This is a genomic window from Caballeronia sp. LZ035, assembly GCF_031451175.1.
GTDB lineage: Bacteria > Pseudomonadota > Gammaproteobacteria > Burkholderiales > Burkholderiaceae > Caballeronia.
Map to the genome: position 1 here is coordinate 519,374 of NZ_JARUXS010000001.1, position 23,714 is coordinate 543,087.

27 protein-coding genes are annotated in these 23,714 nt (G+C 63.9%); 21 read left to right on the forward strand and 6 right to left on the reverse strand.

Features of this window, described 5'->3' with window-relative positions; all coding sequences use genetic code 11:
- Positions 1–96 precede the first annotated feature (96 nt).
- From gshA to ptsP, 5 genes are all read left to right on the forward strand, one after another.
- Positions 97–1,386 (forward strand): glutamate--cysteine ligase, encoded by a 1,290-nt coding sequence (gene gshA, locus QCE88_RS02495; protein WP_309830208.1) that lies wholly within the window; start codon positions 97–99, stop codon positions 1,384–1,386.
- A gap of 52 nt (positions 1,387–1,438) precedes the next feature.
- Positions 1,439–2,395, forward strand: coding sequence for a glutathione synthase (gene gshB, locus QCE88_RS02500; RefSeq protein WP_309898895.1), 957 nt, complete (start codon positions 1,439–1,441; stop codon positions 2,393–2,395).
- A gap of 289 nt (positions 2,396–2,684) precedes the next feature.
- Positions 2,685–3,176 carry a PTS sugar transporter subunit IIB gene (locus QCE88_RS02505; protein WP_309898897.1) on the forward strand — a complete coding sequence of 164 codons (492 nt, stop codon included), beginning with the start codon at positions 2,685–2,687 and terminating at the stop codon, positions 3,174–3,176.
- Between the two features lie 36 nt (positions 3,177–3,212).
- Positions 3,213–3,482, forward strand: coding sequence for an HPr family phosphocarrier protein (locus tag QCE88_RS02510; RefSeq protein WP_061165596.1), 270 nt, complete (start codon positions 3,213–3,215; stop codon positions 3,480–3,482).
- 220 nt (positions 3,483–3,702) lie between these two features.
- Positions 3,703–5,463, forward strand: a complete 1,761-nt coding sequence (ptsP, locus tag QCE88_RS02515; RefSeq protein WP_309898901.1) for a phosphoenolpyruvate--protein phosphotransferase — start codon at positions 3,703–3,705, stop codon at positions 5,461–5,463.
- A 6-nt stretch (positions 5,464–5,469) separates the two neighbouring features.
- Here ptsP and QCE88_RS02520 read toward each other — a convergent pair whose 3' ends face one another.
- From QCE88_RS02520 to gpmA, 3 genes are all read right to left on the reverse strand, one after another.
- Positions 5,470–6,228 carry a molybdopterin-synthase adenylyltransferase MoeB gene (locus QCE88_RS02520; protein WP_309898905.1) on the reverse strand — a complete coding sequence of 253 codons (759 nt, stop codon included), beginning with the start codon at positions 6,226–6,228 and terminating at the stop codon, positions 5,470–5,472.
- A 150-nt stretch (positions 6,229–6,378) separates the two neighbouring features.
- Positions 6,379–7,962 carry a S41 family peptidase gene (locus QCE88_RS02525; protein WP_309898907.1) on the reverse strand — a complete coding sequence of 528 codons (1,584 nt, stop codon included), beginning with the start codon at positions 7,960–7,962 and terminating at the stop codon, positions 6,379–6,381.
- 360 nt (positions 7,963–8,322) lie between these two features.
- Positions 8,323–9,069 (reverse strand): 2,3-diphosphoglycerate-dependent phosphoglycerate mutase, encoded by a 747-nt coding sequence (gpmA, locus tag QCE88_RS02530; RefSeq protein ID WP_309898909.1) that lies wholly within the window; start codon positions 9,067–9,069, stop codon positions 8,323–8,325.
- 181 nt (positions 9,070–9,250) lie between these two features.
- Here gpmA and QCE88_RS02535 point away from each other — a divergent pair, with 181 nt between their 5' ends.
- The 5 genes from QCE88_RS02535 (at position 9,251) to QCE88_RS02555 (ending at position 12,127) form a co-directional block, all read left to right on the forward strand.
- Positions 9,251–9,676 carry a rhodanese-like domain-containing protein gene (locus QCE88_RS02535; protein ID WP_309903335.1) on the forward strand — a complete coding sequence of 142 codons (426 nt, stop codon included), beginning with the start codon at positions 9,251–9,253 and terminating at the stop codon, positions 9,674–9,676.
- The gene (gene grxC / locus QCE88_RS02540) at positions 9,673–9,933 is read left to right on the forward strand and encodes a glutaredoxin 3 (protein ID WP_309830221.1); all 261 of its coding nucleotides are present in this window, start codon (positions 9,673–9,675) and stop codon (positions 9,931–9,933) included. Before QCE88_RS02535 ends, grxC begins: the two co-directional genes overlap by 4 nt.
- Positions 9,934–10,004: 71 nt before the next feature.
- A complete protein-coding gene (gene secB, locus QCE88_RS02545; RefSeq protein ID WP_309807086.1) occupies positions 10,005–10,475 on the forward strand; it encodes a protein-export chaperone SecB in 471 nt (156 codons plus the stop codon).
- Positions 10,476–10,508: 33 nt separating this feature from the next.
- Positions 10,509–11,507, forward strand: a complete 999-nt coding sequence (locus QCE88_RS02550; protein ID WP_309898911.1) for an NAD(P)H-dependent glycerol-3-phosphate dehydrogenase — start codon at positions 10,509–10,511, stop codon at positions 11,505–11,507.
- A 65-nt stretch (positions 11,508–11,572) separates the two neighbouring features.
- Positions 11,573–12,127, forward strand: coding sequence for an O-acetyl-ADP-ribose deacetylase (locus tag QCE88_RS02555; RefSeq protein WP_309898913.1), 555 nt, complete (start codon positions 11,573–11,575; stop codon positions 12,125–12,127).
- Here the strand turns inward: QCE88_RS02555 and trmL are convergent.
- Together trmL and QCE88_RS02565 are read right to left on the reverse strand one after the other, a co-directional pair.
- Complete coding sequence (gene trmL, locus QCE88_RS02560) at positions 12,100–12,570, reverse strand: tRNA (uridine(34)/cytosine(34)/5-carboxymethylaminomethyluridine(34)-2'-O)-methyltransferase TrmL (protein WP_309898915.1); 471 nt, start codon at positions 12,568–12,570, stop codon at positions 12,100–12,102. The genes QCE88_RS02555 and trmL overlap by 28 nt on opposite strands.
- Positions 12,571–12,592: 22 nt before the next feature.
- Complete coding sequence (locus QCE88_RS02565) at positions 12,593–13,333, reverse strand: ComF family protein (protein ID WP_309903337.1); 741 nt, start codon at positions 13,331–13,333, stop codon at positions 12,593–12,595.
- 204 nt (positions 13,334–13,537) lie between these two features.
- Here QCE88_RS02565 and QCE88_RS02570 point away from each other — a divergent pair, with 204 nt between their 5' ends.
- The 8 genes from QCE88_RS02570 (at position 13,538) to QCE88_RS02605 (ending at position 20,567) form a co-directional block, all read left to right on the forward strand.
- On the forward strand, positions 13,538–14,518 hold the full coding sequence (locus QCE88_RS02570) for a methyltransferase domain-containing protein (RefSeq protein ID WP_309898917.1): 981 nt from the start codon (positions 13,538–13,540) through the stop codon (positions 14,516–14,518).
- Positions 14,519–14,765: 247 nt separating this feature from the next.
- On the forward strand, positions 14,766–15,239 hold the full coding sequence (locus QCE88_RS02575; protein WP_309903339.1) for a DUF2244 domain-containing protein: 474 nt from the start codon (positions 14,766–14,768) through the stop codon (positions 15,237–15,239).
- Positions 15,240–15,296: 57 nt separating this feature from the next.
- Positions 15,297–16,925: a cytochrome c oxidase subunit II gene (coxB, locus tag QCE88_RS02580; protein WP_309898919.1), complete on the forward strand. Its 1,629-nt coding sequence runs from the start codon at positions 15,297–15,299 to the stop codon at positions 16,923–16,925.
- Positions 16,926–17,020: 95 nt separating this feature from the next.
- Entirely contained in the window at positions 17,021–18,634 is a 1,614-nt protein-coding gene (gene ctaD, locus QCE88_RS02585; RefSeq protein ID WP_309807093.1) for a cytochrome c oxidase subunit I, read from the forward strand.
- A gap of 64 nt (positions 18,635–18,698) precedes the next feature.
- Positions 18,699–18,839: a cytochrome oxidase small assembly protein gene (locus tag QCE88_RS02590; protein ID WP_309807094.1), complete on the forward strand. Its 141-nt coding sequence runs from the start codon at positions 18,699–18,701 to the stop codon at positions 18,837–18,839.
- A 9-nt stretch (positions 18,840–18,848) separates the two neighbouring features.
- Positions 18,849–19,421 carry a cytochrome c oxidase assembly protein gene (locus tag QCE88_RS02595; protein WP_309898921.1) on the forward strand — a complete coding sequence of 191 codons (573 nt, stop codon included), beginning with the start codon at positions 18,849–18,851 and terminating at the stop codon, positions 19,419–19,421.
- 5 nt (positions 19,422–19,426) lie between these two features.
- On the forward strand, positions 19,427–19,627 hold the full coding sequence (locus QCE88_RS02600; RefSeq protein ID WP_309807096.1) for a DUF2970 domain-containing protein: 201 nt from the start codon (positions 19,427–19,429) through the stop codon (positions 19,625–19,627).
- Between the two features lie 82 nt (positions 19,628–19,709).
- Positions 19,710–20,567 carry a cytochrome c oxidase subunit 3 gene (locus QCE88_RS02605; RefSeq protein WP_309830240.1) on the forward strand — a complete coding sequence of 286 codons (858 nt, stop codon included), beginning with the start codon at positions 19,710–19,712 and terminating at the stop codon, positions 20,565–20,567.
- Positions 20,568–20,754: 187 nt separating this feature from the next.
- On the opposite strand, the gene QCE88_RS02610 is transcribed toward QCE88_RS02605, so the two are convergent.
- On the reverse strand, positions 20,755–20,964 hold the full coding sequence (locus QCE88_RS02610; RefSeq protein WP_309830243.1) for a twin transmembrane helix small protein: 210 nt from the start codon (positions 20,962–20,964) through the stop codon (positions 20,755–20,757).
- 160 nt (positions 20,965–21,124) lie between these two features.
- On the opposite strand from QCE88_RS02610, the gene QCE88_RS02615 reads away from it, so the two are divergent.
- The 3 genes from QCE88_RS02615 to QCE88_RS02625 are packed head-to-tail and all read left to right on the forward strand — an operon-like array spanning position 21,125 to position 23,709.
- A complete protein-coding gene (locus QCE88_RS02615) occupies positions 21,125–21,868 on the forward strand; it encodes an SURF1 family protein (RefSeq protein WP_309898923.1) in 744 nt (247 codons plus the stop codon).
- Between the two features lie 29 nt (positions 21,869–21,897).
- The gene (locus QCE88_RS02620; RefSeq protein ID WP_409018027.1) at positions 21,898–22,563 is read left to right on the forward strand and encodes an SCO family protein; all 666 of its coding nucleotides are present in this window, start codon (positions 21,898–21,900) and stop codon (positions 22,561–22,563) included.
- Between the two features lie 36 nt (positions 22,564–22,599).
- Positions 22,600–23,709, forward strand: a complete 1,110-nt coding sequence (locus QCE88_RS02625; RefSeq protein WP_309898926.1) for a COX15/CtaA family protein — start codon at positions 22,600–22,602, stop codon at positions 23,707–23,709.
- Positions 23,710–23,714: the final 5 nt, after the last annotated feature.

Sequence of the window (23,714 nt, forward strand, 5' to 3'; positions counted from 1 at the left end):
GCAAGGCAATTGCTCTACAATCTTCCCTCCCCTGTATCGGCCGGCGGGGCTTCTCCGCCAGTTCCGGTCACATGCAAAACGCACTGCGAGCACTACATGGTTCCGCATTTAGTCACGGCGTTGAATGGCCCGCTGCTCGATCTCGAGCGGAAAATCCTCGAGGCCATGCCCGCCATCGAGCGGTGGTTCCGGCTCGAATGGCAGGAGCACACGCCGCCGTTTTACTGTTCGGTCGACCTGCGCAATGCGGGGTTCAAGCTCGCGCCCGTCGATACCAACCTGTTCCCCGGCGGCTTCAACAATCTCCCGCAAGAAGTGTTGCCCCTCGCGGTGCAGGCGGCGATGGCGTCGATCGAGAAGATCTGTCCGGACGCGAAGAATCTGCTCGTGATTCCCGAGCGCCACACGCGCAACGCGTTCTATCTGGAGAACGTCGCGCGGCTCGCGCTCATCATGCGGCAGGCCGGGCTCAATATCCGCTTCGGCACGCTCGATGAAAACATTCACGGCCCGGTGACCATCGCGCTCGCGGACGGGCAGAAGATCGTGCTCGAACCGCTCGAACGCACGCCGCGCCGTCTGGGCCTGAAGAACTTCGACCCGTGTTCGATCCTGCTCAACAACGATCTCTCGGCCGGCATCCCGCCCGTGCTGGAGAATCTGCACGAGCAATACGTGCTGCCGCCGCTGCATGCGGGCTGGGCGGTGCGGCGCAAGTCGACGCACTTTTCCTGCTATGACGACGTCGCGAAGAAGTTCTCGAAGCTGGTCGAGATCGATCCGTGGATGGTGAATCCGTACTTCGCGCACGTGGAAGGCGTCGATTACGAAGCGCGCACCGGCGAGGAAGCGCTGGCCGATGCCATCGACGGCGTGCTCAAGAAGATTGCGAAGAAGTATCGCGAGTACGGCATCAGCGAGAAGCCGTACGTGGTCATCAAGGCCGATGCGGGCACCTACGGCAAGGGCGTGATGACCGTGCACGACGCCAGCGAGGTCGCCGCGCTGACCAAGCGCGAGCGCGTCCGCATGAACGACGCGAAGGAAGGCTTGCAGGTGCATGACGTGATCGTGCAGGAAGGCGTGCACACCTTCGAGCGCGTCGAGAACGCGGTGGCCGAGCCGGTCGTGTACATGATCGACCGTTATGTGGTCGGCGGCTTCTACCGCGTGCATGAATCGCGCGAGCGCGACCAGAACCTCAACGCGCCGGGCATGCATTTCGTGCCGCTCGGCTTCGAGCACACGGCGCTGCCCGATACCCACGCGAAGCCCGGCGCCGCGCCGCCGAACCGCTTCTACATGTATGGCGTGGTGGCGCGGCTCGGGCTTCTGGCAGCGTCGGTCGAGCTCGAAAAGACCGATCCGGAAGCCATTCAGGTGTGATCGGGCGGCTTGCGGTAAGCTCGCAGGCCGCGCACCGAACCCGCAAATCGTCATGAACATTCTCTTTATCGCCGACCCGCTCGATCGCTTCAAGATCTACAAGGACACGACCTACGCGATGATGGCCGAAGCCGCGCGGCGCGGCCACGTGCTGTACGCGTGCGAGCCGCAGCATCTCGCGTGGACCGGCTCGAAGGTCGAGGCGGCTGTGCGGCGCATTGCGATCGTCGGTGACGAGGCGAACAGCGACCGCTGGCCGTGGTTTGCGGCCGAACAGGCCGAGCATCTCGCGCTCACCCATTTCGACGCGGTGCTGATGCGCAAGGATCCGCCGTTCGATATGGAGTATGTGAACGCCACATGGCTGCTGGAGATCGCCGAGCGCAACGGCGCGCGCGTCTTCAACAAGCCGCAGGCGATTCGCGATCACTCGGAGAAGCTCGCCATTGCGGAATGGCCGCAGTTCGTCACGCCTACTCTGGTCACGCGCGACGCCGCACGGCTGCGCGCGTTCCACGCCGAGCATGGCGACGTCATCCTGAAACCGCTCGACGGCATGGGCGGCATGGGCGTGTTCCGCGTGAAGGCGGACGGCATGAATCTGGGCTCGATCGTCGAGATGCTTTCGGAGGACGGCGCGCGCACGGTGATGGCGCAGCGCTTCATTCCCGAGATCAAGGACGGCGACAAGCGCATTCTCGTGATCGGCGGCCAGCCGGTGCCTTACTCGCTCGCGCGCATTCCGCAGGGCAGCGAGGTGCGCGGCAATCTGGCGGCGGGCGGGCTCGGTCGCGCGCAGCCGCTGTCGGCGCGCGATCGGGAAATCGCGGAAACGCTCGGGCCGGTGATGCAGGAACGCGGGCTGTTGCTCGCGGGGCTGGACGCCATCGGCGACTATCTCACCGAGGTCAACGTTACGAGCCCCACGTGCTTCCGCGAAATCATGGACCAGACGGGCTTCGACGTCGCGGGCATGTTCATCAATGCACTGGAGCGCGCTGCTCACTGATCGCGGTGCCCGTCACGGAGCGAGTGAGCAGCGTCAGAACCGAGTCTGGAGAGACTGTTACAATTGACCTCCCTGTGCCGTGAGAGCGGACAGGTTTGCGCTTTAAAGCTGCTTTAAGCTGGCGAGCGCACGCTGATGCAACAGTTTCGAAAGCTGCGGGCGCATGGATTGCAAGCACGTTGATTTCCACCGTCCCGCGCCCATCTTCTTTGCATGGCCGCGCCGCTCGCGCGCTTTCGAGCGAACTCTGACGATTCCGTCTGATTTTTGCTGAGATGGCATTCCTGACATGGCTGGCATTCTGATCATCGCGCACGCTCCTTTCGCCACCGCGCTACGCGAGTGTATTGCTCATATCTACGGCGGTTTGCCCGCGCGCATCGGCGTCATCGATGTCACGCCGGACTGCGATCCGGTCGAAGTGCGGGCGTTCGCGCGGTCGGAGATCGATCGTCTGAAGGAAGACAACGGCGCCATCGTGTTGACGGATGTATTCGGCGCGACGCCGGCGAACATCGCCGCCAGCCTGCATGATGCCGACGTGCGCGTGCTCGCCGGCTGCAACCTGCCGATGCTCGTGCGCGCCGTCTGCTACCGCGCCACGCCGCTCGACACGCTAACCGAAAAGATTCTCCAGGGCGGTTCGAAGGGCATTCAGGAACTGGACGCATCCACGCCGATGAACCCGTGCGCGCTCGCCGCCAAAGCCGCCGGTTCGCCCGACCCGGCCTGTTCCGCGAGCGCCGATCTCGAGAACGCCAAGGCCGCTGCCAGCCACTGACGCCGCTCACTTCATCCATCTAGCGTTCGGAGCATCATGCTGCAACAAGAAACAACCATCGTGAACAAGCTGGGTCTCCACGCACGGGCTTCGGCGAAGCTCACGCAACTGGCAGGCAACTTTCAATGCGAGATCTGGATGAGCCGGAACGGCCGCCGGATCAATGCCAAGAGCATCATGGGCGTGATGATGCTGGCGGCGGGCATCGGCAGCACGGTCACCATCGAAACCGAAGGCTCTGACGAAGCCGAAGCCATGCAGGCCATCCTGGCGCTGATCGCCGACAAGTTTGGGGAAGGTCAGTAACGCGCTGTCACCCGTCATGGAAATATCCGAGAAAGCCGCGCACCGACGCGGCTTTTTTGCACCCGCGCCGTTTGCCGCAACGGCTGGGCAACCGTGCCGGCCCTGCTGCGACCCGCTGTTCCGGGACTGAGCGGCGGTTTCGAATTTATAATGTGCGAGCGGCTGGCGCCCACCGAGGGGCGCTCGAGGGGCTGCGACATCACAACTAGAGGAGGTGCGCGTGTCGTTCACGCTGCATGGAATTCCCGTCTCGCGCGGCATTGCCATCGGACGCGCTTATCTGATCGCGCCGGCGGCGCTCGACGTGGCGCATTACCTGATCGACCCCGATCAGATCGACGCGGAAATCGCCCGGTTTCTCGCGGCGCAGGCCGCCGTCGTCGCGGAACTCGCGGCACTGCGCAGCGACCTCGCCGCCGATGCGCCCAGCGAGATGGGCGCGTTCATCGACGTCCACACCATGATCCTGAACGACGCCATGCTCGTGCAGGAAACCATCGACCTCATCCGGACGCGCCGCTATAACGTCGAGTGGGCGCTGACCGAACAACTGGATATCCTCGGCGGCTATTTCGACGACATCGAAGACGAGTATCTGCGCGAGCGCAAGGCGGACATCGAGCAGGTGGTCGAACGGCTGCTGAAGGCGCTGGCCGGCGCGCCTACGGCTGCTTCGCTCGTCGTGCATACGGCCGCGAGCAACGGTCACAACGAAATGATTGTCGTCGCGCACGATATCGCGCCGGCCGACATGCTCCAGTTCAAGACGCAGGCGTTCAAGGGCTTCGTGACGGACCTCGGTGGCCGCACGTCGCATACGGCCATTGTCGCGCGCAGTCTGGGCATACCGGCGTCGGTCGGCGTGCAGCAGGCGAGCGTGCTGATCCGGCAGAACGATCTGATCATCGTTGACGGCGACCATGGCATCGTGATCGTCGATCCGGCGCCGATCGTCCTCGAAGAGTATTCCTACCGCCAGAGCGAAAAGCAGCTGGAACAGCGCAAGCTCCAGCGTCTCAAGTTCTCGCCGACCCAGACGCTGTGCGGCACGAAGATCGAGCTGTGCGCGAACATCGAATTGCCGGAGGACGCGAAGGTCGCCGTGGAGGCGGGCGCGATGGGCGTCGGCCTGTTCCGCACCGAGTTCCTCTTCATGAATCACAAGAACCAGCTGCCGGAAGAAGAGGAACAGTTCGAGGCGTACAAGCGCGCGGTTGAGCTGATGAACGGCAAGCCCGTGACGATCCGCACGATCGACGTCGGCGCCGACAAGCCGCTCGATTCGATGAGCAGCGGCGACGGCTACGAAACCGCGCCGAACCCGGCGCTCGGCTTGCGCGCGATCCGCTGGAGCCTGTCCGAGCCGCAGATGTTCATGACGCAGTTGCGGGCGATTCTGCGTGCGTCCGCGTTCGGCCCGACCAAGATCCTGATCCCGATGCTGGCGCACGCGCAGGAGATCGACCAGACGTTGGATCTGATCCGCGAGGCCAAGCGTCAGCTCGACGACGCGGGCATTGGCTACGACCGTCAGGTGCAGGTCGGCGCAATGATCGAGATTCCCGCTGCGGCCATTGCCGTCCGGCTGTTCCTGAGCCGGCTAGATTTTCTGTCGATCGGCACGAACGATCTGATCCAGTACACGCTGGCGATCGATCGCGCGGACAATGCCGTCGCGCATCTTTACGATCCGCTGCATCCGGCGGTGCTGAACCTGATCGCGTTCACCTTGCGCGAGGCGAAGCGCGCCGGCGTGCCGGTGTCGGTGTGCGGGGAAATGGCCGGCGATCCGTCCGTCACGCGGCTGCTGCTCGGGCTCGGCCTGACCGAGTTCTCGATGCATCCGAGCCAGTTGCTCGTGGTCAAGCAGGAGATTTTGCGCTCGAATCTGAAGGCGTTCGACAAGCCGGTCGCGGACGTGCTCGCGGCCTACGAGCCCAATGAACTGCTGGCCGCGCTCAACGTGCTGCAGAAGGTCTGAACTTCTTCAAGCCCTGGGATGCGCGCCGCAGACCGGACAGTCCGGCTGCCGCGCGATCCTCATCGTGTTCCATTCCATGCGCAGCGAGTCGAGCATCATCAGCCGGCCCGCGAGCGTCTCGCCAAAGCCGCCGATCACGCGCAGCGCTTCCGCCGCCTGCATCGCGCCGATGATGCCGACCGTCGGCGCGAACACGCCCATGGTCGAGCAGGCGACTTCCTCGAACGCCTGATCCGGCGGAAACACACACGCATAGCAGGGCGAGTCCGGCGAACGCAGATCGAAGGTGCTGATCTGGCCGTCGAAACGCAGCGCCGCGCCCGACACGAGCGGCACTCCATGCGCGACGCAGGCCGCGTTGATGGCGTGACGCGTGGCGAAGTTGTCGCTGCAATCGAGCACGACCGAGGCGCTCGGCACGTTGAGCGCGAGCCAGGCGGCGTCGGCGCGGGCGTTCACCGCGATGACGTTCACCTCCGGATTCAGCGCGTTCAGCGTCGCGCGTGCCGATTCCACCTTGGGCGTTCCGACCGAGCGCGTCATGTGCACGATCTGCCGTTGCAGGTTGGTCAGATCGACGGTATCGGCATCCACCAGCGTGATCCTGCCGACGCCCGCCGCCGCCAGATACATCGCCGCGGGCGCCCCCAGCCCACCCGCACCGACGATGAGCGCATGCGCATCGAGAAAGCGCTGCTGCGCCTCGATGCCGATTTCATCGACGAGAATATGGCGGGAATAGCGGAGGAGTTGATCGTCGTTCATCGAGCTTGCGCGCGCTGGAATGCGCTGTGTGTGCCGCGAAGGGAACGCCGGTGAGAACGGCGCGCTGGAACCGGATATTTTAAGCGCACCAAAGACGAAGGGCTTCGCGGCGCCGTGCCGCGAAGCCCTTCGTGTACGACGCTGACTCGCTTACTTCGACTGCTGCGCGGTCGGCGAAGAAGCGGGCTGCGCACCCGACGCCGGCGCGGAACCCGGCGTGGCCGGCAGTGCCGGCGGCGCGACGACCGGCGCCGAAGCCGAACGTCCCGGCTTGTTCTGCGCGAGCTTGCGTTCGCTATACGACTTCGACTCGACCACCGTCTTGCCTTCCAGCTTGTTCAGGGCCTGTTGCAGCATGAAGTCGTCGGAGCTGCCGAACTCGACCGGCTTGCGCTCGCGATCCTTGCGGCGCTGCTCGGGCGTCTTCTTGTCGTTCTGCTCTTCGAGAATGCGCAGTTGCTCGAGACGATCCGCCTCGCGTTGCTCCTGCTCCTTCTTCTCGTTCGGATCCTGGGTGTTCGCGAGGTGATTCGAGTAGTCCACTTCGCGCGTGACGAGTGCGTCGTCCGGATCGCCGTCCGCGTACTGGTCCACCGGCACATCAGGACGCACGCCCTGGTTCTGGATCGACTTGCCGCTCGGCGTGTAGTAATACGCCGTGGTGAGACGCAGCGCGGTGTCCGCGGTCATCGGGCGCACGGTCTGCACCGAGCCCTTGCCGAAGGTCGTCTTGCCGACGATCAGCGCGCGGTGATGATCCTGCAGCGCACCCGCGACGATCTCCGACGCCGACGCCGAGTAGGCGTTGGTCAGCACGACCATCGGCACCTTCTTGAAGATCTCCGGCACGCTCTTCAACGGGTCGGAATCGAAGGACGGCAGACGGTAGTTGTCGTAGGTGTCGCGGAAGGTCTGCTTCGCGTCCGCGATCTGGCCGTTCGTGGAAACGACCACGGAGTTGTCCGGCAGGAACGCGCCGGCGACGCCGACTGCGCTTTGCAGCAGGCCGCCGCCGTTGTTGCGCAGGTCGAGCACGAGGCCCTTCAGGTTCGGTTGCTGGCGCGCGAGGTCTTGCAGCTTCGCGGCGAGGTCCGGCACTGTGCGTTCCTGGAAGCTCGTGATGCGGATGTAGCCATAACCCGGCTCGGGGATCTTCATCTTCACCGACTGCACGCGGATCACGGCGCGCGTGACGGTGAGCGGGAAGGTGCGGTCGTCGCTCTTGCGGAAGATGGTCAGCGTGACCTTGGTGCCCGGCTCGCCGCGCATCTGCTTGACGGCCTTGTCGAGCGTCATGCCGCGCACGGGTTTGTCGTTGATGCGCGTGATCAGGTCGCCCGGACGGATGCCGGCACGGAACGCAGGCGTGTCTTCAATGGGCGAGATGACCTTGATGAGCCCGTCTTCCGACGAGATCTCGATGCCCAACCCGGCGAAGCGGCCCTTGGTCTGTTCCTGGAGTTCCTCGTAGTCGGTCTTGTCGAGGTAGGACGAGTGCGGATCGAGGCTCGACACCATGCCCTTGATGGCAGCGGTGAGAAGCTTCTTGTCATCGACCGGTTCGACGTATTCATGCTTGATCTGACCGAAGACCTCGGCGAAGAGCCTCAATTGGTCGAGCGGCAGAGGCGATGATGCGGCTTGTTGCGCAGAGGCAGAGATCTGCAGGGTTGCCAGTGCGCCGGCAGCTACGCCAACGGCGACCAGGCTGAAGTTTTTCAGGTTCTTTCGCATAGAGGGGTGCGGTCGGAAACGGATGGGCTGCATCGTGGTGACGGGCCAGTATACCTGCTCGTCTCAAATGGCGACTTAACCGCAACTTAAATGCCCGGGGCTTGCATGCCCGTCAGCAGGGGATGAGCCCGGTCCCGGAAGTTGCTGGCGATGCTGCCGGTGAGGCGTCAGCGGGGTGCCATATACAGGAAAGGCAGGGCAAGGGGCGTTCTATGCGGGAAGGTGCGCACTTCGCGAAAGTGCCTCTTCCCGCACGATGTGCGCGCCTGCGTGTAGGCCAACGCGTTGCCCTGCGCACTAGCCAAACACGCGCCGGCGGCCCCGGCCGAAGCCGGGATCGCCGACGAACCCTTCGTGCCGTCAGCCCGCCTTGCCCTGCTTGGCGACCGCGGCCTGCGCCGCCGCGATGGCTTCCGGATCGCCCAGGTAGTAATGCTTGATGGGCTTCAGGTCGCTGTCCAGTTCATACACGAGCGGTACGCCGTTCGGAATGTTCAGCCCGACGATGTCCTGATCCGAAACGTTGTCGAGATACTTGACCAGCGCGCGGATGGAATTGCCGTGCGCCGAGATCACGACCTGCTTGCCCGACTTGATGGCCGGCGCGATGGATTCGTTCCAGATGGGCAGGACGCGCGCGACCGTGTCCTTCAGGCATTCGGTCAGCGGCAGTTGCTCGCGCGGCACCTTGGCGTAGCGCGGATCGTTGAACGACGCACGCTCGTCCGAGGGATCCAGCGCGGGCGGCGGGGTGTCGTAGCTGCGGCGCCAGACGAGCACCTGGTCGTCGCCGTACTTCTTCGCGGTCTCGGCCTTGTTCAGGCCCGCAAGCGCGCCGTAGTGGCGCTCATTCAGACGCCACGAGTGCACGACCGGGATATACATCTGGTCCATCTCGTCCTGCACGTGCCACAGCGTGCGGATGGCGCGTTTCAGAACCGAAGTATAGGCAATGTCGAACGCGTAGCCGGCTTCCTTCAGCAGCACGCCGGCCTGGCGAGCTTCGCGGTTGCCTTGCTCGGTCAGGTCGACGTCGACCCAGCCGGTAAAGCGGTTTTCCTTGTTCCACGTCGATTCGCCGTGGCGGATGAGCACTAGCTTGTACATGATTTCGGTCGGTCAGTTGGAAAAGCGGGTGCGCCGATCGCACCCCGTCATCCTGCCTGCGCGCGCGTTGCGGCGCCATTGGCCGAATGGCAGAGGCCATCGCGGGAAACGGTTATTTTATAATGCGCCGATTGCCCTCATTTCCCTTTCTCCCTTTTTCACTCAATTTCGGCGGCTCGACGTGAAGTTTTTCACTGAATACCAGAACATCGCACTCATCGTCATCGCGCTCGTGTCGGGCGCGCTGCTCCTGTGGCCGGCCATCATGCGGCGCGGCCGGGGCGGCATTTCCGCCGCCGAGGCCACCACGCTGATCAATCGCCGCAATGCGGTCGTGGTGGACCTGCGGCCGGCCGCGGAATTCGCCAACGGCCACCTGCCGTCCGCGCGCAATCTCGAAGTCTCCGAGCTCCAAGCAAAAATTGGCCAGATCGCGAAGAATAAGAGTAATCCGGTCGTGCTCGTCTGCCAGACTGGTCAACAATCGCAACGTGCGAGCCGCAGCGTGTCCGAAGCAGGCTACGCCGAAGTCCATGTCCTGGAAGGCGGCGTCAATGCCTGGCAGAAAGCCGGCATGCCGGTGGTGAAACAAGGAGCAGTGAAGTGAAGAAAGTCATCATGTACAGCACCGTCGTGTGCCCGTATTGCCAGATGGCCGAACGTCTTTTAAAGTCCCGCGGGGTCGAAGCCATCGAGAAGATCCTGATCGACCGCGAACCCGGCCGCCGCGAGGAAATGATGACGCGCACCGGCCGTCGCACCGTGCCGCAGGTGTACATCGGCGAAACGCACGTCGGCGGCTATGACGACCTTTCCGCGCTCGACCGCCAGGGCGGCCTCGTGCCGCTGCTCGAATCGGCCTGAAGCAGCTCGCATTCCGGCGCGCGGTTCATCCTGACACCGCGCGTCCATCCCGAATCACCTAGGAAATCACTATGTCCGACGAGAACAACCAGCCGTTTTTCAATATCCAGCGTATCTATCTGAAGGACATGTCGCTCGAACAGCCGAATTCACCGGCCATCTTCCTCGAACAGGAAATGCCCTCGGTGGAAGTCGAAGTCGACGTGAAGGCTGACCGTCTTGCGGAAAGCGTGTTCGAAGTGCTGGTGACGGGCACCGTCACGGCAAAGGTCACGAGCAAGGTCGCGTTCCTGATCGAAGCAAAGCAGGCAGGCATCTTCGACATTCGCAACATTCCGGCTGAGCAGATCGATCCGCTCGTCGGCATTGCGTGCCCCACGATCCTGTTCCCGTACTTGCGCTCGAATATTGCCGACGCCATCACGCGCGCTGGTTTCCCGCCCATTCATCTCGCGGAAATCAACTTCCAGGCGCTGTACGAACAGCGCATGGCCCAGCTCGCCACGGCGCAGGAAGGCGCGGCGAACGGCGCCACGCATTAAGTTATCGAGACTTCTGCCGACCGGAGCCGAGCAATGAAAGTAGCCGTTCTCGGCGCCGGCGCGTGGGGCACCGCACTAGCGGGCCACCTCGCGGTCCGGCACGACACGACCTTGTGGGCGCGCGACGCCGCGCTCATCGAATCGCTCTCCCGCACGCACGAGAACACGCGCTATCTGGCCGGCGTGACGTTGCCGCCGTCGCTTGGCTTCGAAACGGATCTCGCCGCCGCGCTGCGGCACGCGTGCGCAGATGACGCGCTTTGCGTCGTCGCCGCGCCGGTCGCGGGGCTGCGCCAGCTTTGTCGCGCCATGCGGCAGGAAGGCATCGTTCCGGCGCATATCGTGTGGCTCTGCAAGGGCTTCGAGTCCGACACGCAGTGTCTGCCCAATGAAGTCGTCGCGGCCGAGCTGCCCGGGCACCGGAGCAACGGCACGCTGTCCGGCCCGAGCTTCGCGCGCGAAGTGGGGCAGGGCCTGCCGGTCGCGTTGACCGTTGCGAGCGCATCGGCGGAACTGGCCGCGCGCACCGTCGCGGCGTTTCATCACCGCGCCATGCGCATCTACACCGGCGACGATGTCATCGGCGTGGAAGTCGGCGGCGCGGTGAAGAACGTGCTCGCCATCGCCACCGGCATTTCCGACGGCCTCGGCCTCGGCTTGAACGCGCGTGCCGCGCTGATCACGCGCGGGCTGGCCGAGATGTCGCGGCTGGGTGTGGCGCTCGGCGGGCGCGCGGAGACGTTCACGGGCCTGACCGGTCTGGGCGATCTGATCCTCACCGCGACGGGCGACCTGTCGCGCAACCGTACGGTCGGCATGCAGCTCGCGAGCGGCCGCACGCTCGACGAGATCCTCACGGCACTCGGCCACGTCGCGGAAGGCGTGCGTTGCGCACGTGCCGTGCTGGCGCTCGCGCAGTCGCGCGGCATCGAGATGCCGATCACGCAGGCGGTGTGCCGTGTGCTGTTCGAGCAGATAGCGCCGCGCGATGCCGTGCAGGCGCTGCTCAATCGGGACGCGAAGGCGGAATAGGTCCGCGCAGGACTGGAAAGGCGCGTCTTCAACGTTCCCGCAGTCCCCGAACCCGGAGGCGCGCCATGGTCCAGCTTGAAGCCCGGAAGGTCGACATCACGACCCTGCAAGTCGATGCCATCGTCAACGCCGCCAACAAGTCGCTGCTGGGCGGCGGCGGTGTCGACGGCGCGATTCATCGCAAGGCGGGGAAGAAGCTGCTACGCGAATGCGAAACGCTCGGCGGCTGTGAAACCGGCGACGCGAAGCTCACCGCAGGCTACGACCTGCCGGCGAAATACGTGATTCACGCCGTCGGGCCACGCTGGAACGGCGGCAACAAGAACGAGCCCGAACTGCTTGCGCGGTGTTACCGGCGCTCGCTCGAACTGGCGGCTCAGGCCGGTTGCGAGTCGATCGCTTTCCCGGCCATCAGTTGCGGCATCTATCACTTTCCCGTCGAGCAGGCCGTGCCGATTGCCGTGCGCACGGTCATTCAAACCCTGCGTGCCGCGCCCGGCATCCAGCGCGTGATCTTCGCCTGTTTCCAGGACGACATGCTCGCGCGCTATCAGGCCGAACTCCAGGCCCAACTTCGGGCCGAACTCGACGCTCAGGCGCCGCCTTCGAAACCCGCCTGACGCCAGGCCTCGAACGTCACGATCGCCACCGTATTCGACAGGTTCAGGCTGCGGTTGCCTGGCCGCATCGGCAGGCGCACGCGCTGATCGTTCGGAAAGCGTTCGAGCAATTCGGGCGCGAGCCCGCGCGTTTCGGCGCCGAACACAAACCAGTCGCCGGGCCTGAACGCGTGATCGAAGAACGGCGTCGAGCCGCGCGTCGTGAACGCGAACATGCGCGCCGTGTCCGGCGCTTCCTTCCCGATGAAGGCGTCCCAGCTGGCATGCACGTTCATCTCGGCATATTCGTGATAGTCGAGACCGGCGCGACGCATCTTGGTGTCGTCGAGCGGAAAGCCGAGTGGCTCGATCAGATGCAGCCGCGCCCCGGTGTTGGCGCACAGGCGGATCACATTGCCGGTGTTCGGCGGAATTTCGGGTTCGACGAGTACGACGTTGAACATGACAGTCTGAAGATGAGAAAAGTTAATCCTGCGGCGTGCGCAGCGCCACGAAGTTGCTGACGCGGCGCGCGCCCGCTTGCTTGAGCGTGTGGGCGAGCGCATCGAGCGTCGCGCCCGAGGTCATCACGTCATCCACCACGCCGACGTGCATGCCGCGCACGGCCTGCGAGATCGAAAACGCCTCCGCGACATTGCGGAGCCGGGTGTCCTGATCGAGCCGCGATTGCGCCGGCGTGTGCCGGTTGCGCACCACGAGCGCGGCGTCGCTTCTCACACCCAGCAGGCGCCCAAGCGGACGCGCGATCGCCCACGCCTGGTTATAGCCCCGTTCGATGAGCCGTTTGCGCGACAACGGCACGGCAACGATCACGTCCGGCCGGGGCAGGCCGCTGTCCTCGAACGCGCCATGCAGATGCCGCGCGAAGGCCGTGGCCGCCGCGAGCTGGCCGCGAAACTTGAGTCCGATGGCAAGCGTATCGAGCGGCGCGCGATAGTCGGCGAGGGCGAGCGTATCGTTGAAGGCAGGCGGGTTTTCGAGACACGCGCCGCAATGACCACGCGCATCATCGTTGCGCCGACGGAGCTGAAAGCCGGTCAACGGCAGGGCGCAGGTGGCGCAGCGTACCCGCGGCTCGTTCCAGGCTTGTGCATCGCAACCGGGGCAAAGCAGACTTTGCGACAAATTGCCGCATAGCGCGCACTGTCCTGGAAGCGCCGCGGAGCCAAGCCGCTTAAAGGCCGTACCGAGTGCGCGCAGGCGCATGACGCCCGCGACGGCTGGCGATTGAGGCGAGGGATGAATCGTGTCGGCGTTCAAGGCCACCTGCTTGAAAAAATGACGGGTCGGCCTGGCCGCCTCCACGCATTCGTTGCGCTTCCCGCGGCCTTTATGCCTCGTATCAGCACTTCGCATGGGTCGTTTGCGGGACGACCGAGTATACTTCGCACTCTTCGCAAATAGATCGACATGTCCCCATCCTCCTCCGAAACCAGCCGTCCGGCCTATGATTCGCGTCGTTTGCGCGCGATCTTCGACGACCGCGCCGCTGCCTTCGACGAGGTCGCCTTCCTGCCGCGCGAGATCGCCGGACGGATGCGCGAACGGCTCGACTACATCAAGGTTGCCCCGTTGCGCGTGCTCGACGCGGCGTGCGGCATGGGCGCCGATCTGCCCGGTCTGCGGGAACGGTTCGCCGAGGCATCGGTGACGGGTGTCGATCTTTCGTCCGCGATGCTCGCACGCGCGCACGCCGCCGAGGCCGCCGATAACGATGCCAGCGCAGGCTGGCGGCGCTTTCTCCCCGCGACGCTCGCCAAGGCGCTCGGCGCGCGCGGTCCGCAACTCGCACAAGCCGATTTTTCCGAGTTGCCGTTTGCATCGGGCGCATTCGAACTGCTCTGGTCGAATCTCGCGCTGCACTGGCACGTCCGCCCGGATCTCGTATTTCCGGAATGGCAGCGCGTGCTGAAGGTGAACGGCCTGCTGATGTTCAGCACCTTCGGCCCCGACACGCTGCGCGAACTGCGAGCCGCTTACCGCGAAGCCGAGCGCACGCTGGGTCTCGCGCCCGTGCCGCACACGATCGATTTCGTCGACATGCATGATCTCGGCGACATGCTCGTGGAAAGCGGCTTCGAAATTCCGGTGATGGATCAGGAAGTCCTGACCATTACCTACAAGTCCCCCGAATCCTTGCTGGCCGACGTGACGCGCTGGGGCGCGTATCCGTCCGTCCGGGCTTATGCGCCGGGCCGCGCGGATACGCAGGCCGTGCGCGGCGCAGTGCATCAGGCGCTGGAGGCGCTGCGCCGCGACGACGGCACCATCCCGCTGACCTTCGAGGTGATCTACGGCCACGCATGGAAGGCCGTGCCGCGCACCACGGCGGAAGGACACGGCATCGTGCGGCTCGAGGATATCGGACGAGGACCGAAACGAAAGCTGTAGGAAGAGAAGCGCCGAAGCCGTAAATAGGGCTCAGGTTATGTCTGAAATTTGCGTGGAAAAGCTGCGCAAAAAGGTGCGTCAAAAGGGCGCAGAAGCTTGTGGCGCTTGGCTTTGCAGCGTTACGACCCTTGCTTGTGGATGCCCCTCAAGACGCCTATAATGCGTCAGTTTGTCGCCCGGGCTGACACAATTTTGGGCGAAATCCGAGCAAAAGTATGCGATTGCGTGCGGATTGATGGAGGCAGCGATGCAAGCCAGCCAGACGCTGACGGATACCGAGCCGGTCATCAAGGACTGGCTCATGAAGCGCAACTGTTCGGTATCACCGCGTCAGTTCGTGGGCTTCTATCTGTCGCTTGCATTGTTTTCGCTGGCAATCGCAACGCCGCTGTTCCTGAATGGCGCCTGGCTGGTGCTGCCGTTCACCGGAATCGAGCTGACGGTCACAGGCATTGCGTTCGTGATTTACGCGCGCCACGCCGTGGACTACGAGCGAATCCGGCTGTATCAAAACCGGTTGTTGATCGAACAGATGAATGCCGAAGAGCTGACGCAGTTCGAGTTCAATCCGCGTTGGGTGCGGGTCGAAGCGGGCGCGACACCGAGGGAGCCGCTCACGATCATCTCGCGCGGTCAATCGGTGAAAATCGGACAACACCTTGCACAGCATCGTCGCCAACACTTTGCTGCCGAGCTGCGGGCCTCGCTGAGATGTACTTGAAGCGCGCCTGCGGGAGGAGCCGGCCGATGCGCGATGCCACGGGGGTCGAGGGTTTGAATGAAAAATTTGGGTAAGGATGCTATGAAAACAATCAAGCGAGCCCTCTCGGGCGTGCTGGCGGCAGGCGCACTGCTTTCCGCTGGCGCAGCCCTGGCGGTCGAAAACAGTCCAGGCGGTCCCGCTGTCAACGAGATCAACTTTCAGCCGCCCGTGACGAAGATCGCCGAGGAGCTCTACGGCCTCCATATCTTCATGCTCATCATCTGCACCGTCATCTTCGTTGGCGTGTTCGGGGTGATGTTCTATTCGATGTTCGTGCATCGCAAGTCGAAGGGCTTCAAGCCCGCCAACTTCCACGAAAGCACCACGGTCGAAATCATCTGGACCATCGCGCCGTTCATCATCGTGATCCTGATGGCGCTGCCCGCCACCAAGGCCGTCGTCGCGATGAAGGACACCTCCAACGCCGACCTCACCGTGAAGGTCACCGGCTATCAGTGGAAGTGGGGCTATGACTATGTGAAGGGTCCGGGCGAAGGCATCAGCTTCCTGTCTACCCTGTCCACGCCGCGCAGCGAGACCAACGGCCAGAAGCCCATCTCCACGCTTTATCTGCAGGAAGTCGACAACCCGCTGGTCGTGCCGGTCGACAAGAAGATCCGCATCATCACCACGGCGAACGACGTCGTGCACTCGTGGTACGTCCCGGCATTCGGCGTGAAGCAGGACGCGATTCCCGGCTTCGTGCGCGACACCTGGTTCAAGGCGGAGAAGGTCGGCACCTACCGCGGCTTCTGTACCGAACTGTGCGGCAAGGAGCACGCGTACATGCCGGTGGTAGTGGAAGTCCTCTCCACCGACGACTACGCGAAGTGGGTCGATGGCCAAAAGAAGAAGATGGCCGCCGGCCAGGACGATCCGCTCAAGACCTACACGAAAGATGAGTTGATGGCGCGCGGCCAGCAGGTCTACACGTCGAACTGCGCGGTCTGCCACCAGCCGACCGGCAAGGGCGCGGGCCAGTTTCCGGCGCTCGACGGCTCGAAGATCGCGAACGGTTCGATCGCCGAGCACCTGAATCTCGTGCTGCACGGCAAGGGCGCGATGCCTTCGTGGCAGGGCGTGCTGAACGACGTCGAGATCGCTTCGGTCGTGACCTTCGAACGCAATAGCTGGAGCAATCACACCGGCGACGTGCTGCAACCGAAGCAGGTGATCGACGCCAAGGCCGGCAAGATGCCCGAAGGCGGCGGCACGGCAGCGGCGGCATCGGCCTCCGCGCCGGAAGCGGCGAGCGCCGCGCCCGCCGCCGCCGAAGCCAGCGCCCCGGCAGCATCGGGCGCGGACGCCGGCAGCGCGACGCAGGCCGCCGGCCTGCCCGCCAGCATCTATTTCGAGACGGGCAAGGACACGCTGCCCGCCGACGCGAAAAACGCGGTGGACGCCGCAGCGGCCTACGCAAAGGCGCATCCGGACGCGAAGATCGCGTTGTCCGGTTTCACCGATGCCACCGGCGGCGCCGACCTCAACGCCGACCTCGCCAAGCGCCGCGCGCAAGCCGTGCGCGATGCGCTGAAGGCAGCGGGCGTGGCGGAAGACCGTATCGTGTTGAAGAAACCGGAAACCACCACGGGGGGCGCCGACAACAAGGAAGCCCGTCGCGTTGAAATCAGTCCGGCTGCTTGACGTGCCTGGCGTGCTGTTTTCCTTCGCGAACCCGCAACGGAAAACCACGCGTCATTGCCAAGTGCCCCGAGTATTCGCTTTAGGAGATGATTGTCATGTCTAGCATCGGACACGATGTAGGCGCAGGCCACGACCACGCGCACGATGACCATGCGCACGAGTTGCCGCATGGCTGGCGCCGCTGGCTTTTCGCTACCAACCACAAGGACATCGGTACGCTGTACCTGTTGTTCTCCTTCATCATGTTCCTCTCCGGAGGCGTGATGGCGCTCGGCATTCGTGCCGAGTTGTTCGAGCCGGGCCTGCAGATCATGCGTCCCGAGTTCTTCAATCAGCTGACCACCATGCACGGCCTCATCATGGTGTTCGGCGCGATCATGCCGGCGTTCGTCGGTTTCGCGAACTGGATGGTGCCGCTGCAGATCGGCGCATCGGACATGGCGTTCGCTCGGATGAACAACTTCAGCTTCTGGCTGCTGCCGGCCGCCGCCGTGCTGCTGGTCGGCTCGTTCTTCGCACCGGGCGGCGCGACCGCCGCGGGCTGGACGCTGTACGCACCGCTCTCCACGCAGATGGGCCCGGGCATGGACTTCGCGATTTTCGCGGTCCACATCATGGGCGCGTCGTCGATCATGGGCGGCATCAACATCGTCGTGACCATCCTCAACATGCGCGCGCCGGGCATGACGCTCATGAAGATGCCGATGTTCGCGTGGACCTGGCTGATCACCGCGTACCTGCTGATCGCCGTGATGCCGGTTCTGGCGGGCGCCATTACGATGGTGCTGTTCGACCGTCACTTCGGCACGTCGTTCTTCAACGCGGCGGGCGGCGGCGATCCGGTGATGTACCAGCACATTTTCTGGTTCTTCGGTCACCCCGAGGTGTACATCATGATCTTGCCGGCGTTCGGGATCGTGTCGCAGGTGATCCCGGCGTTCTCGCGCAAGCCGCTGTTCGGCTATAGCTCGATGGTGTATGCAACGGCATCGATCGCGATCCTGTCGTTCATGGTCTGGGCGCACCACATGTTCGCGACCGGCATGCCGGTGACGGGCCAGCTGTTCTTCATGTACGCCACGATGCTGATCGCCGTGCCGACGGGCGTGAAGGTGTTCAACTGGGTGGCCACGATGTGGCGCGGCGCGCTGAGCTTCGAAACCCCGATGCTGTTCGCGATCGGCTTCCTGTTCGTGTTCACGATGGGCGGCTTCACGGGCCTGATCCTCTCGATGGCGCCGCTCGACATCCAGATGCACGGCACCTATTACGTGGTGGCGCACTTCCACTACGTGCTGGTGGCGGGTTCGCTGTTCGCGCTGTTCTCGGGCTGGTACTACTGGGCGCCGAAGTGGACCGGCTGGATGTACAACGAGATGCGCGGCAAGATCCACTTCTGGGCGTCGATGATCTTCTTCAACATCACGTTCTTCCCGATGCACTTCCTGGGTCTCGCGGGCATGCCGCGCCGCTATGCGGACTACCCGGCGCAGTTCACCGACTTCAACCAGATCGCGACCATCGGCGCGTTCGGCTTCGGCCTGGCGCAGGTGTACTTCCTGTTCGCGGTCGCGTTGCCGACGTATCGTGGCGGCGGCGAGCTGGAGAAGGCGAGCGACAAGCCGTGGGATGGCGCGGAAGGCCTCGAATGGACCGTGCCGAGCCCGGCGCCGTTCCATACCTTCGAGCATCCGCCGACGGTCGAGTAAAAAGAGTCTGAAGTTTCGCGGGGCGGCTCTCACGAGCGCCCCGCGAACCAAAAGTAAGGAAAGCATGGCCCCGGATCCACAAAAAAGACGCACGCCCGAAGAAATCCGCGCGGGCAACAAGCGGCTCGGAATCATCATGGTGTTGATTGCCGCCGTTTTCTTTGTGGGTATCGTCGTCAGGCAGTACCTGTTGTCACGAGGGTAGGAAAGCCAAGTGTCTACTCCGCAGGAAAATTCGCATGTCGACCGGTCGTTCAACCGGTCGATGCTCGTCAAGCTGTTCGTCGTGGCCGCGCTGATGTTCGGCTTCGGCTTCGCGCTGGTGCCGATGTACAAGGCCATCTGCGAAGTCACCGGCATCAACAACCTCGTGCAGCGCGACGTCAGCGCACGCGAGGCGAAGAACACGCAGGTGGATGCGAGCCGCACGGTGTCCATCGAGTTCGATGCGAACGCGCGCGGTCCGCTGCAGTTCAAGCCGGAGCAGAACACGCTGGACATTCACCCCGGCGAAGTGATGACGGTGATGTATCAGGTGACCAACCAGCAGGGCCGCACGGTGAAGGCGCAGGCCATCCCGAGCTATGCCCCGAAGCAGGCCACCGAGTATTTCAACAAGATCGAATGTTTCTGCTTCACGCAGCAGACGCTCGGCCCGAACGAAACCAAGCGCCTGCCGGTGGTGTTCGTCGTCGACCCGAAGCTGCCGAAGGACATCAGGACGATCACCTTGTCGTACACGTTCTTCGAGCTGGATGCGCCGAAGACAGTCGAGAAAGGAACCTGACGGCCATGAGCGCGGATTCGCCGAAGGGTGGTTTCCTCAAGCTCATGAAGGCCGTGTTCTGGTCGTTCTTCGGCGTACGCCGGCGCGCGGACCTGGAAAGCGATGCGGCCCAGCTGAACCCGCTGCATCTGATCGCGGCAGGCGTCATCGGCGCGGTGCTGTTCATCGTCGTGTTGCTGCTGATCGTGCGCGCGGTAGTGGGATAGACGGAACGCCGGGACGTGGCCCAGCCATGCGCTCGGCGGGAAAAGAAAATTCAAGCAACTGGATCGAAGTGGAGAATCAACAATGAGCGGTCAAAACGAGAGCCCGTACTATTTCGTGCCGCATCCGTCGCGGCATCCGGTGATGGCTGCCACCGGCCTGCTGGTCATGCTGGCGTCGCTGGCATCGTGGGTGAACGGTCATAGCTTCGGGCCTGCGGGCACGTTCATCGGCCTGCTGTTCGTGCTGTTCGTGCTGTGGCACTGGTTCGGCGACGCCATCTCCGAATCCGAAGGCGGCATGTACGGCAAGCGCGTGGATGTGTCGTACCGCTGGAGCATGAGCTGGTTCATCTTCTCGGAAGTCATGTTCTTCGCGGCATTCTTCGGCGCGCTGTTCTACGCGCGGCAGATCGCGCTGCACGAACTCGGCAGCCTCGACTACAAGCTGATCTGGCCGGACTTCAGCGCCGTCTGGCCGAACAACGGTCCCGCCGCGCTCGTGCCGCATTTCCGCGCGATGGTGCCGTGGCCCCTGCCGACCATCAACACCGCGCTGCTGCTGTCGTCCGGCGCTACGTTGACGGTGGCTCACCACGCGCTGCGTGAAGACCATCGCAAGAAGGCGATCATCTGGCTGAGCGCGACGGTGCTGCTCGGCGTGATCTTCCTGTTCTGCCAGGGTTACGAATACTTCCACGCGTATAACGAACTGAACCTGACGCTCAATTCCGGCGTGTATGGCTCGACGTTCTTCCTGCTGACCGGCTTCCACGGCTTCCACGTGTTCCTCGGTGGCACGATGCTGGCGGTGGTGACGGTGCGTCTGATCCGCGGCCACTTCACGGCGGAGCACCACTTCGCATTCGAAGGCGCCGCGTGGTACTGGCACTTCGTCGACGTCGTGTGGCTGGGGCTGTACGTCGTCGTCTACTGGCTGTAAGAAGACTGGAAGCAGAACGGCGCGCTGCGTCGTTCGCGATGCGGGTCCGGCGGCGCGCTGGACTCAGAGAGCACAGAAGCAGTGATCAACACGCCGCCCTCGAAGTCCACAGGGGCGGCGTTGTCGTTTGAAGGGCAGGGAAAGCGGGGCGCGACAATAGGCCTCGCGAGTGAGGCCCGTAACGGCGTTATCGTCCGATCGGAATGCCCGACGATTGAATCCAGCCCATCCAGTGAGCGAACAGGATGAAGAGGAACAGCGAGATGGACAGGCCGACGCGCGCGGCGAGCGACCAGACCATCCGCTTGGTGCGGCCCTTGTCGGTCATCATGAAGTAGAGCGCCGAGCCCAGGCTGCCGATGATCAGGATGAATGCGATAGCAACGAAGATGTGCATGAAACCAGCCAGCGATGTTTGCTCATGGATCCGGTTGGTGACACTTCGGGATCACCTCAGGAACCACCTCGAGCACTATGGAATCGAAACATCCCATTATGTCACCCGACGGATTGTGCCGTGCATCGCCTAAGCGGATGCCGGCGGTAAGGCTTGCCGCATGAAGATTCGTTTCTGGCCCACGCTCCTCATCCTGATCGTCGTCGCGGTGACGGTGCGGCTGGGTTTCTGGCAGCGCGACCGCGCCCATCAGAAGGAAGCGCTCAACGCGCACATCCTCGCGTTCGAACATGCGCCAGCGCAGACCGTCGGCGTCGAGCCGCTGCCGCTCAAGTCGATCGAATTCCATCGCGTCGAGGCGCGCGGGGAGTTCATGCCGGAACGCGTCGTGTATCTGGACAATCGTCCGTATAACGACCAGCCGGGCTTTTATGTCGTGATGCCGCTTAAACTCGAGAACGGCGGCTATGTGCTCGTGAATCGCGGCTGGTTGCCGCGCAACATGGCGGACCGCACGGGCATCGAGGTGTACGACACGCCGAAAGGTGTCGTCGACGTGCAGGGCATCGCCCGCGCCAATGCGTCGCAGGCTTTCGAACTGGGACATGGCGGCTCAGCCGCGCACAAGGAGATCCGGCAGAACCTGGACATCCGCGCGTATGCCGCCGAAACCGGTCTGCCGTTCCAGCCGTTCGTGATCCAGCAGACCAACGACACCGGCGACAAGCTCGTGCGCGACTGGCCCGCGCCGACACTGGGCGTCGACCGCAACTATGGCTACATGTTCCAGTGGTGGGGCATGGCGGCGGCGGCGGTCGGCTTCGGGCTGTATGCCGCGCGGCGCGCCGCGAAGAAAGGCACGACACGCGACGCGCTCGACGAAGAAGCCGAACACCACGCCTGACAACCGAAGAACCGAGGCACGTTCCATCGATGCAAACACAACGCTCCACCGCCGCCGACACCGACCCCGACAAGTCCCCCCGCGCACGGCAACGCACGGCCAGACAAGGCTCCTGGACCAGCGGACGCTGGATGCTGATCTTGCTGGCGCTCGTGTGCGCGGCGCCGGTGATCGCGTCCTATCTGATGTATTACGTGTTCAAGCCCGCGGGCGGCACGTCGAGCTACGGCGCGCTGGTCGAGCCGCAGCGGCCGATTCCATCGCAGCTCGTCGTGACGAACGAGCAAGGCCAGAGCGTGCCGCTCAAGTCGCTCGAAGGCAAATGGCTGATGGTCACCGTGAACGGTAGCGCGTGCGACGAGCAATGCGTGACGCGCCTGTACTTCATGCGCCAGGTGCGCGTGCTGCAGTCGGGCGAGCGCGAGCGCGTGGTCAACGTGTGGCTGCGTACCGATGACAAACCGGTCTCCGACGTCATCAAGGCCGCCTATCCGCAACCCGACACGCGCATGCTGGTCGCCGACGAGAAAGCGCTGGCCGCGTGGCTGCCCGTCGATGACGGCACGAAGCTCACGGACCACATCTATCTCGTCGATCCGAACGGCAACCTGATGATGCGTTTCCCGAAGAACCCCGATCCGAAGAAGATCAATGCGGACGTGGCCAAGCTGTTGAAGTGGTCGCGGATCGGTTGATGCCCGCCTGATACTGAAGTGCAAGGGTAAGAGAGCATGTTTCTATTGCAACTGGGGCTGATCGGCGTGTGCATCGCGCTGCTGCCGCTGTCCTACGTGTGGGTCAAGGCCGATGACGGCAAGTTCCGCAAGCTCGTCTGGCTCACGACGTTCCTGACGCTCGACCTCATCATGTTCGGCGGTTTCACGCGCCTGACCGATTCGGGCCTCGGCTGCCCCGACTGGCCGGGCTGCTACGGCACGTCGTCGCCGTTCATCGCGCATGCGCAGATCGCCGCCGCCTATCACGCGATGCCCACCGGTCCCGTCAGCATGATGAAGGCATGGATCGAGATGCTGCACCGTTACTTCGCGATGGCGATCGGCGTGCTGATCATCGCGCAGACGATCATTGCGTGGACGGCGCGCATCAGGAAGCGGCCGCTGCACGTGTCGCCATGGTGGCCGACCGGCATCCTGGCGCTGATCCTGCTGCAAGGCGCGTTCGGCGCGTGGACGGTCACGCTCAAGCTGCAGCCGGTGATCGTCACCACGCATCTGCTGCTCGGACTGGCGCTGCTCGGCGTGCTCGGCTGGCTGGCTGCGCGCATGACGCCGATTCCGTCCCTCGACAGCGCCGCCGCGCGCTGGATGCCCGCCGCGATGTTCGGCTTGCTGTTGCTGGTCGTGCAGATTGCACTGGGCGGCTGGGTCAGCACGAACTACGCGGTGCTCGCCTGTACCGACTTCCCGCTGTGCAACGGTCAATGGATTCCGCCGATGAACTTCGAGCACGGCTTCCATCTGTGGCGCGCGCTCGGCATGACCGGCGACGGCGATGTGATCTCGCAGGACGCGCTGGTCGCGATCCACTGGACGCACCGCACGTTTGCGGTGGTCGTGGTGGTGTACCTGCTGTGGCTCGCGAGCCGCCTGCGACGATTCGAATCGCTGCGCAAGCCCGCGAACGGCGTATTGTTCGTGATCGTGATCCAGTTCCTGACCGGCCTGTCGAACATCGTGCTGCAATGGCCGCTGCCCATCGCCGTCGCGCACAACGGCGGCGCCGCGATCCTGTTGCTGCTACTCGTTATGCTAAACTTTCGAATCTCTTCCAGCCGTCCCGGCCGCGCCACGCTTCCCGCGCGCGACGTCGTTTCAGCGTGACTCCA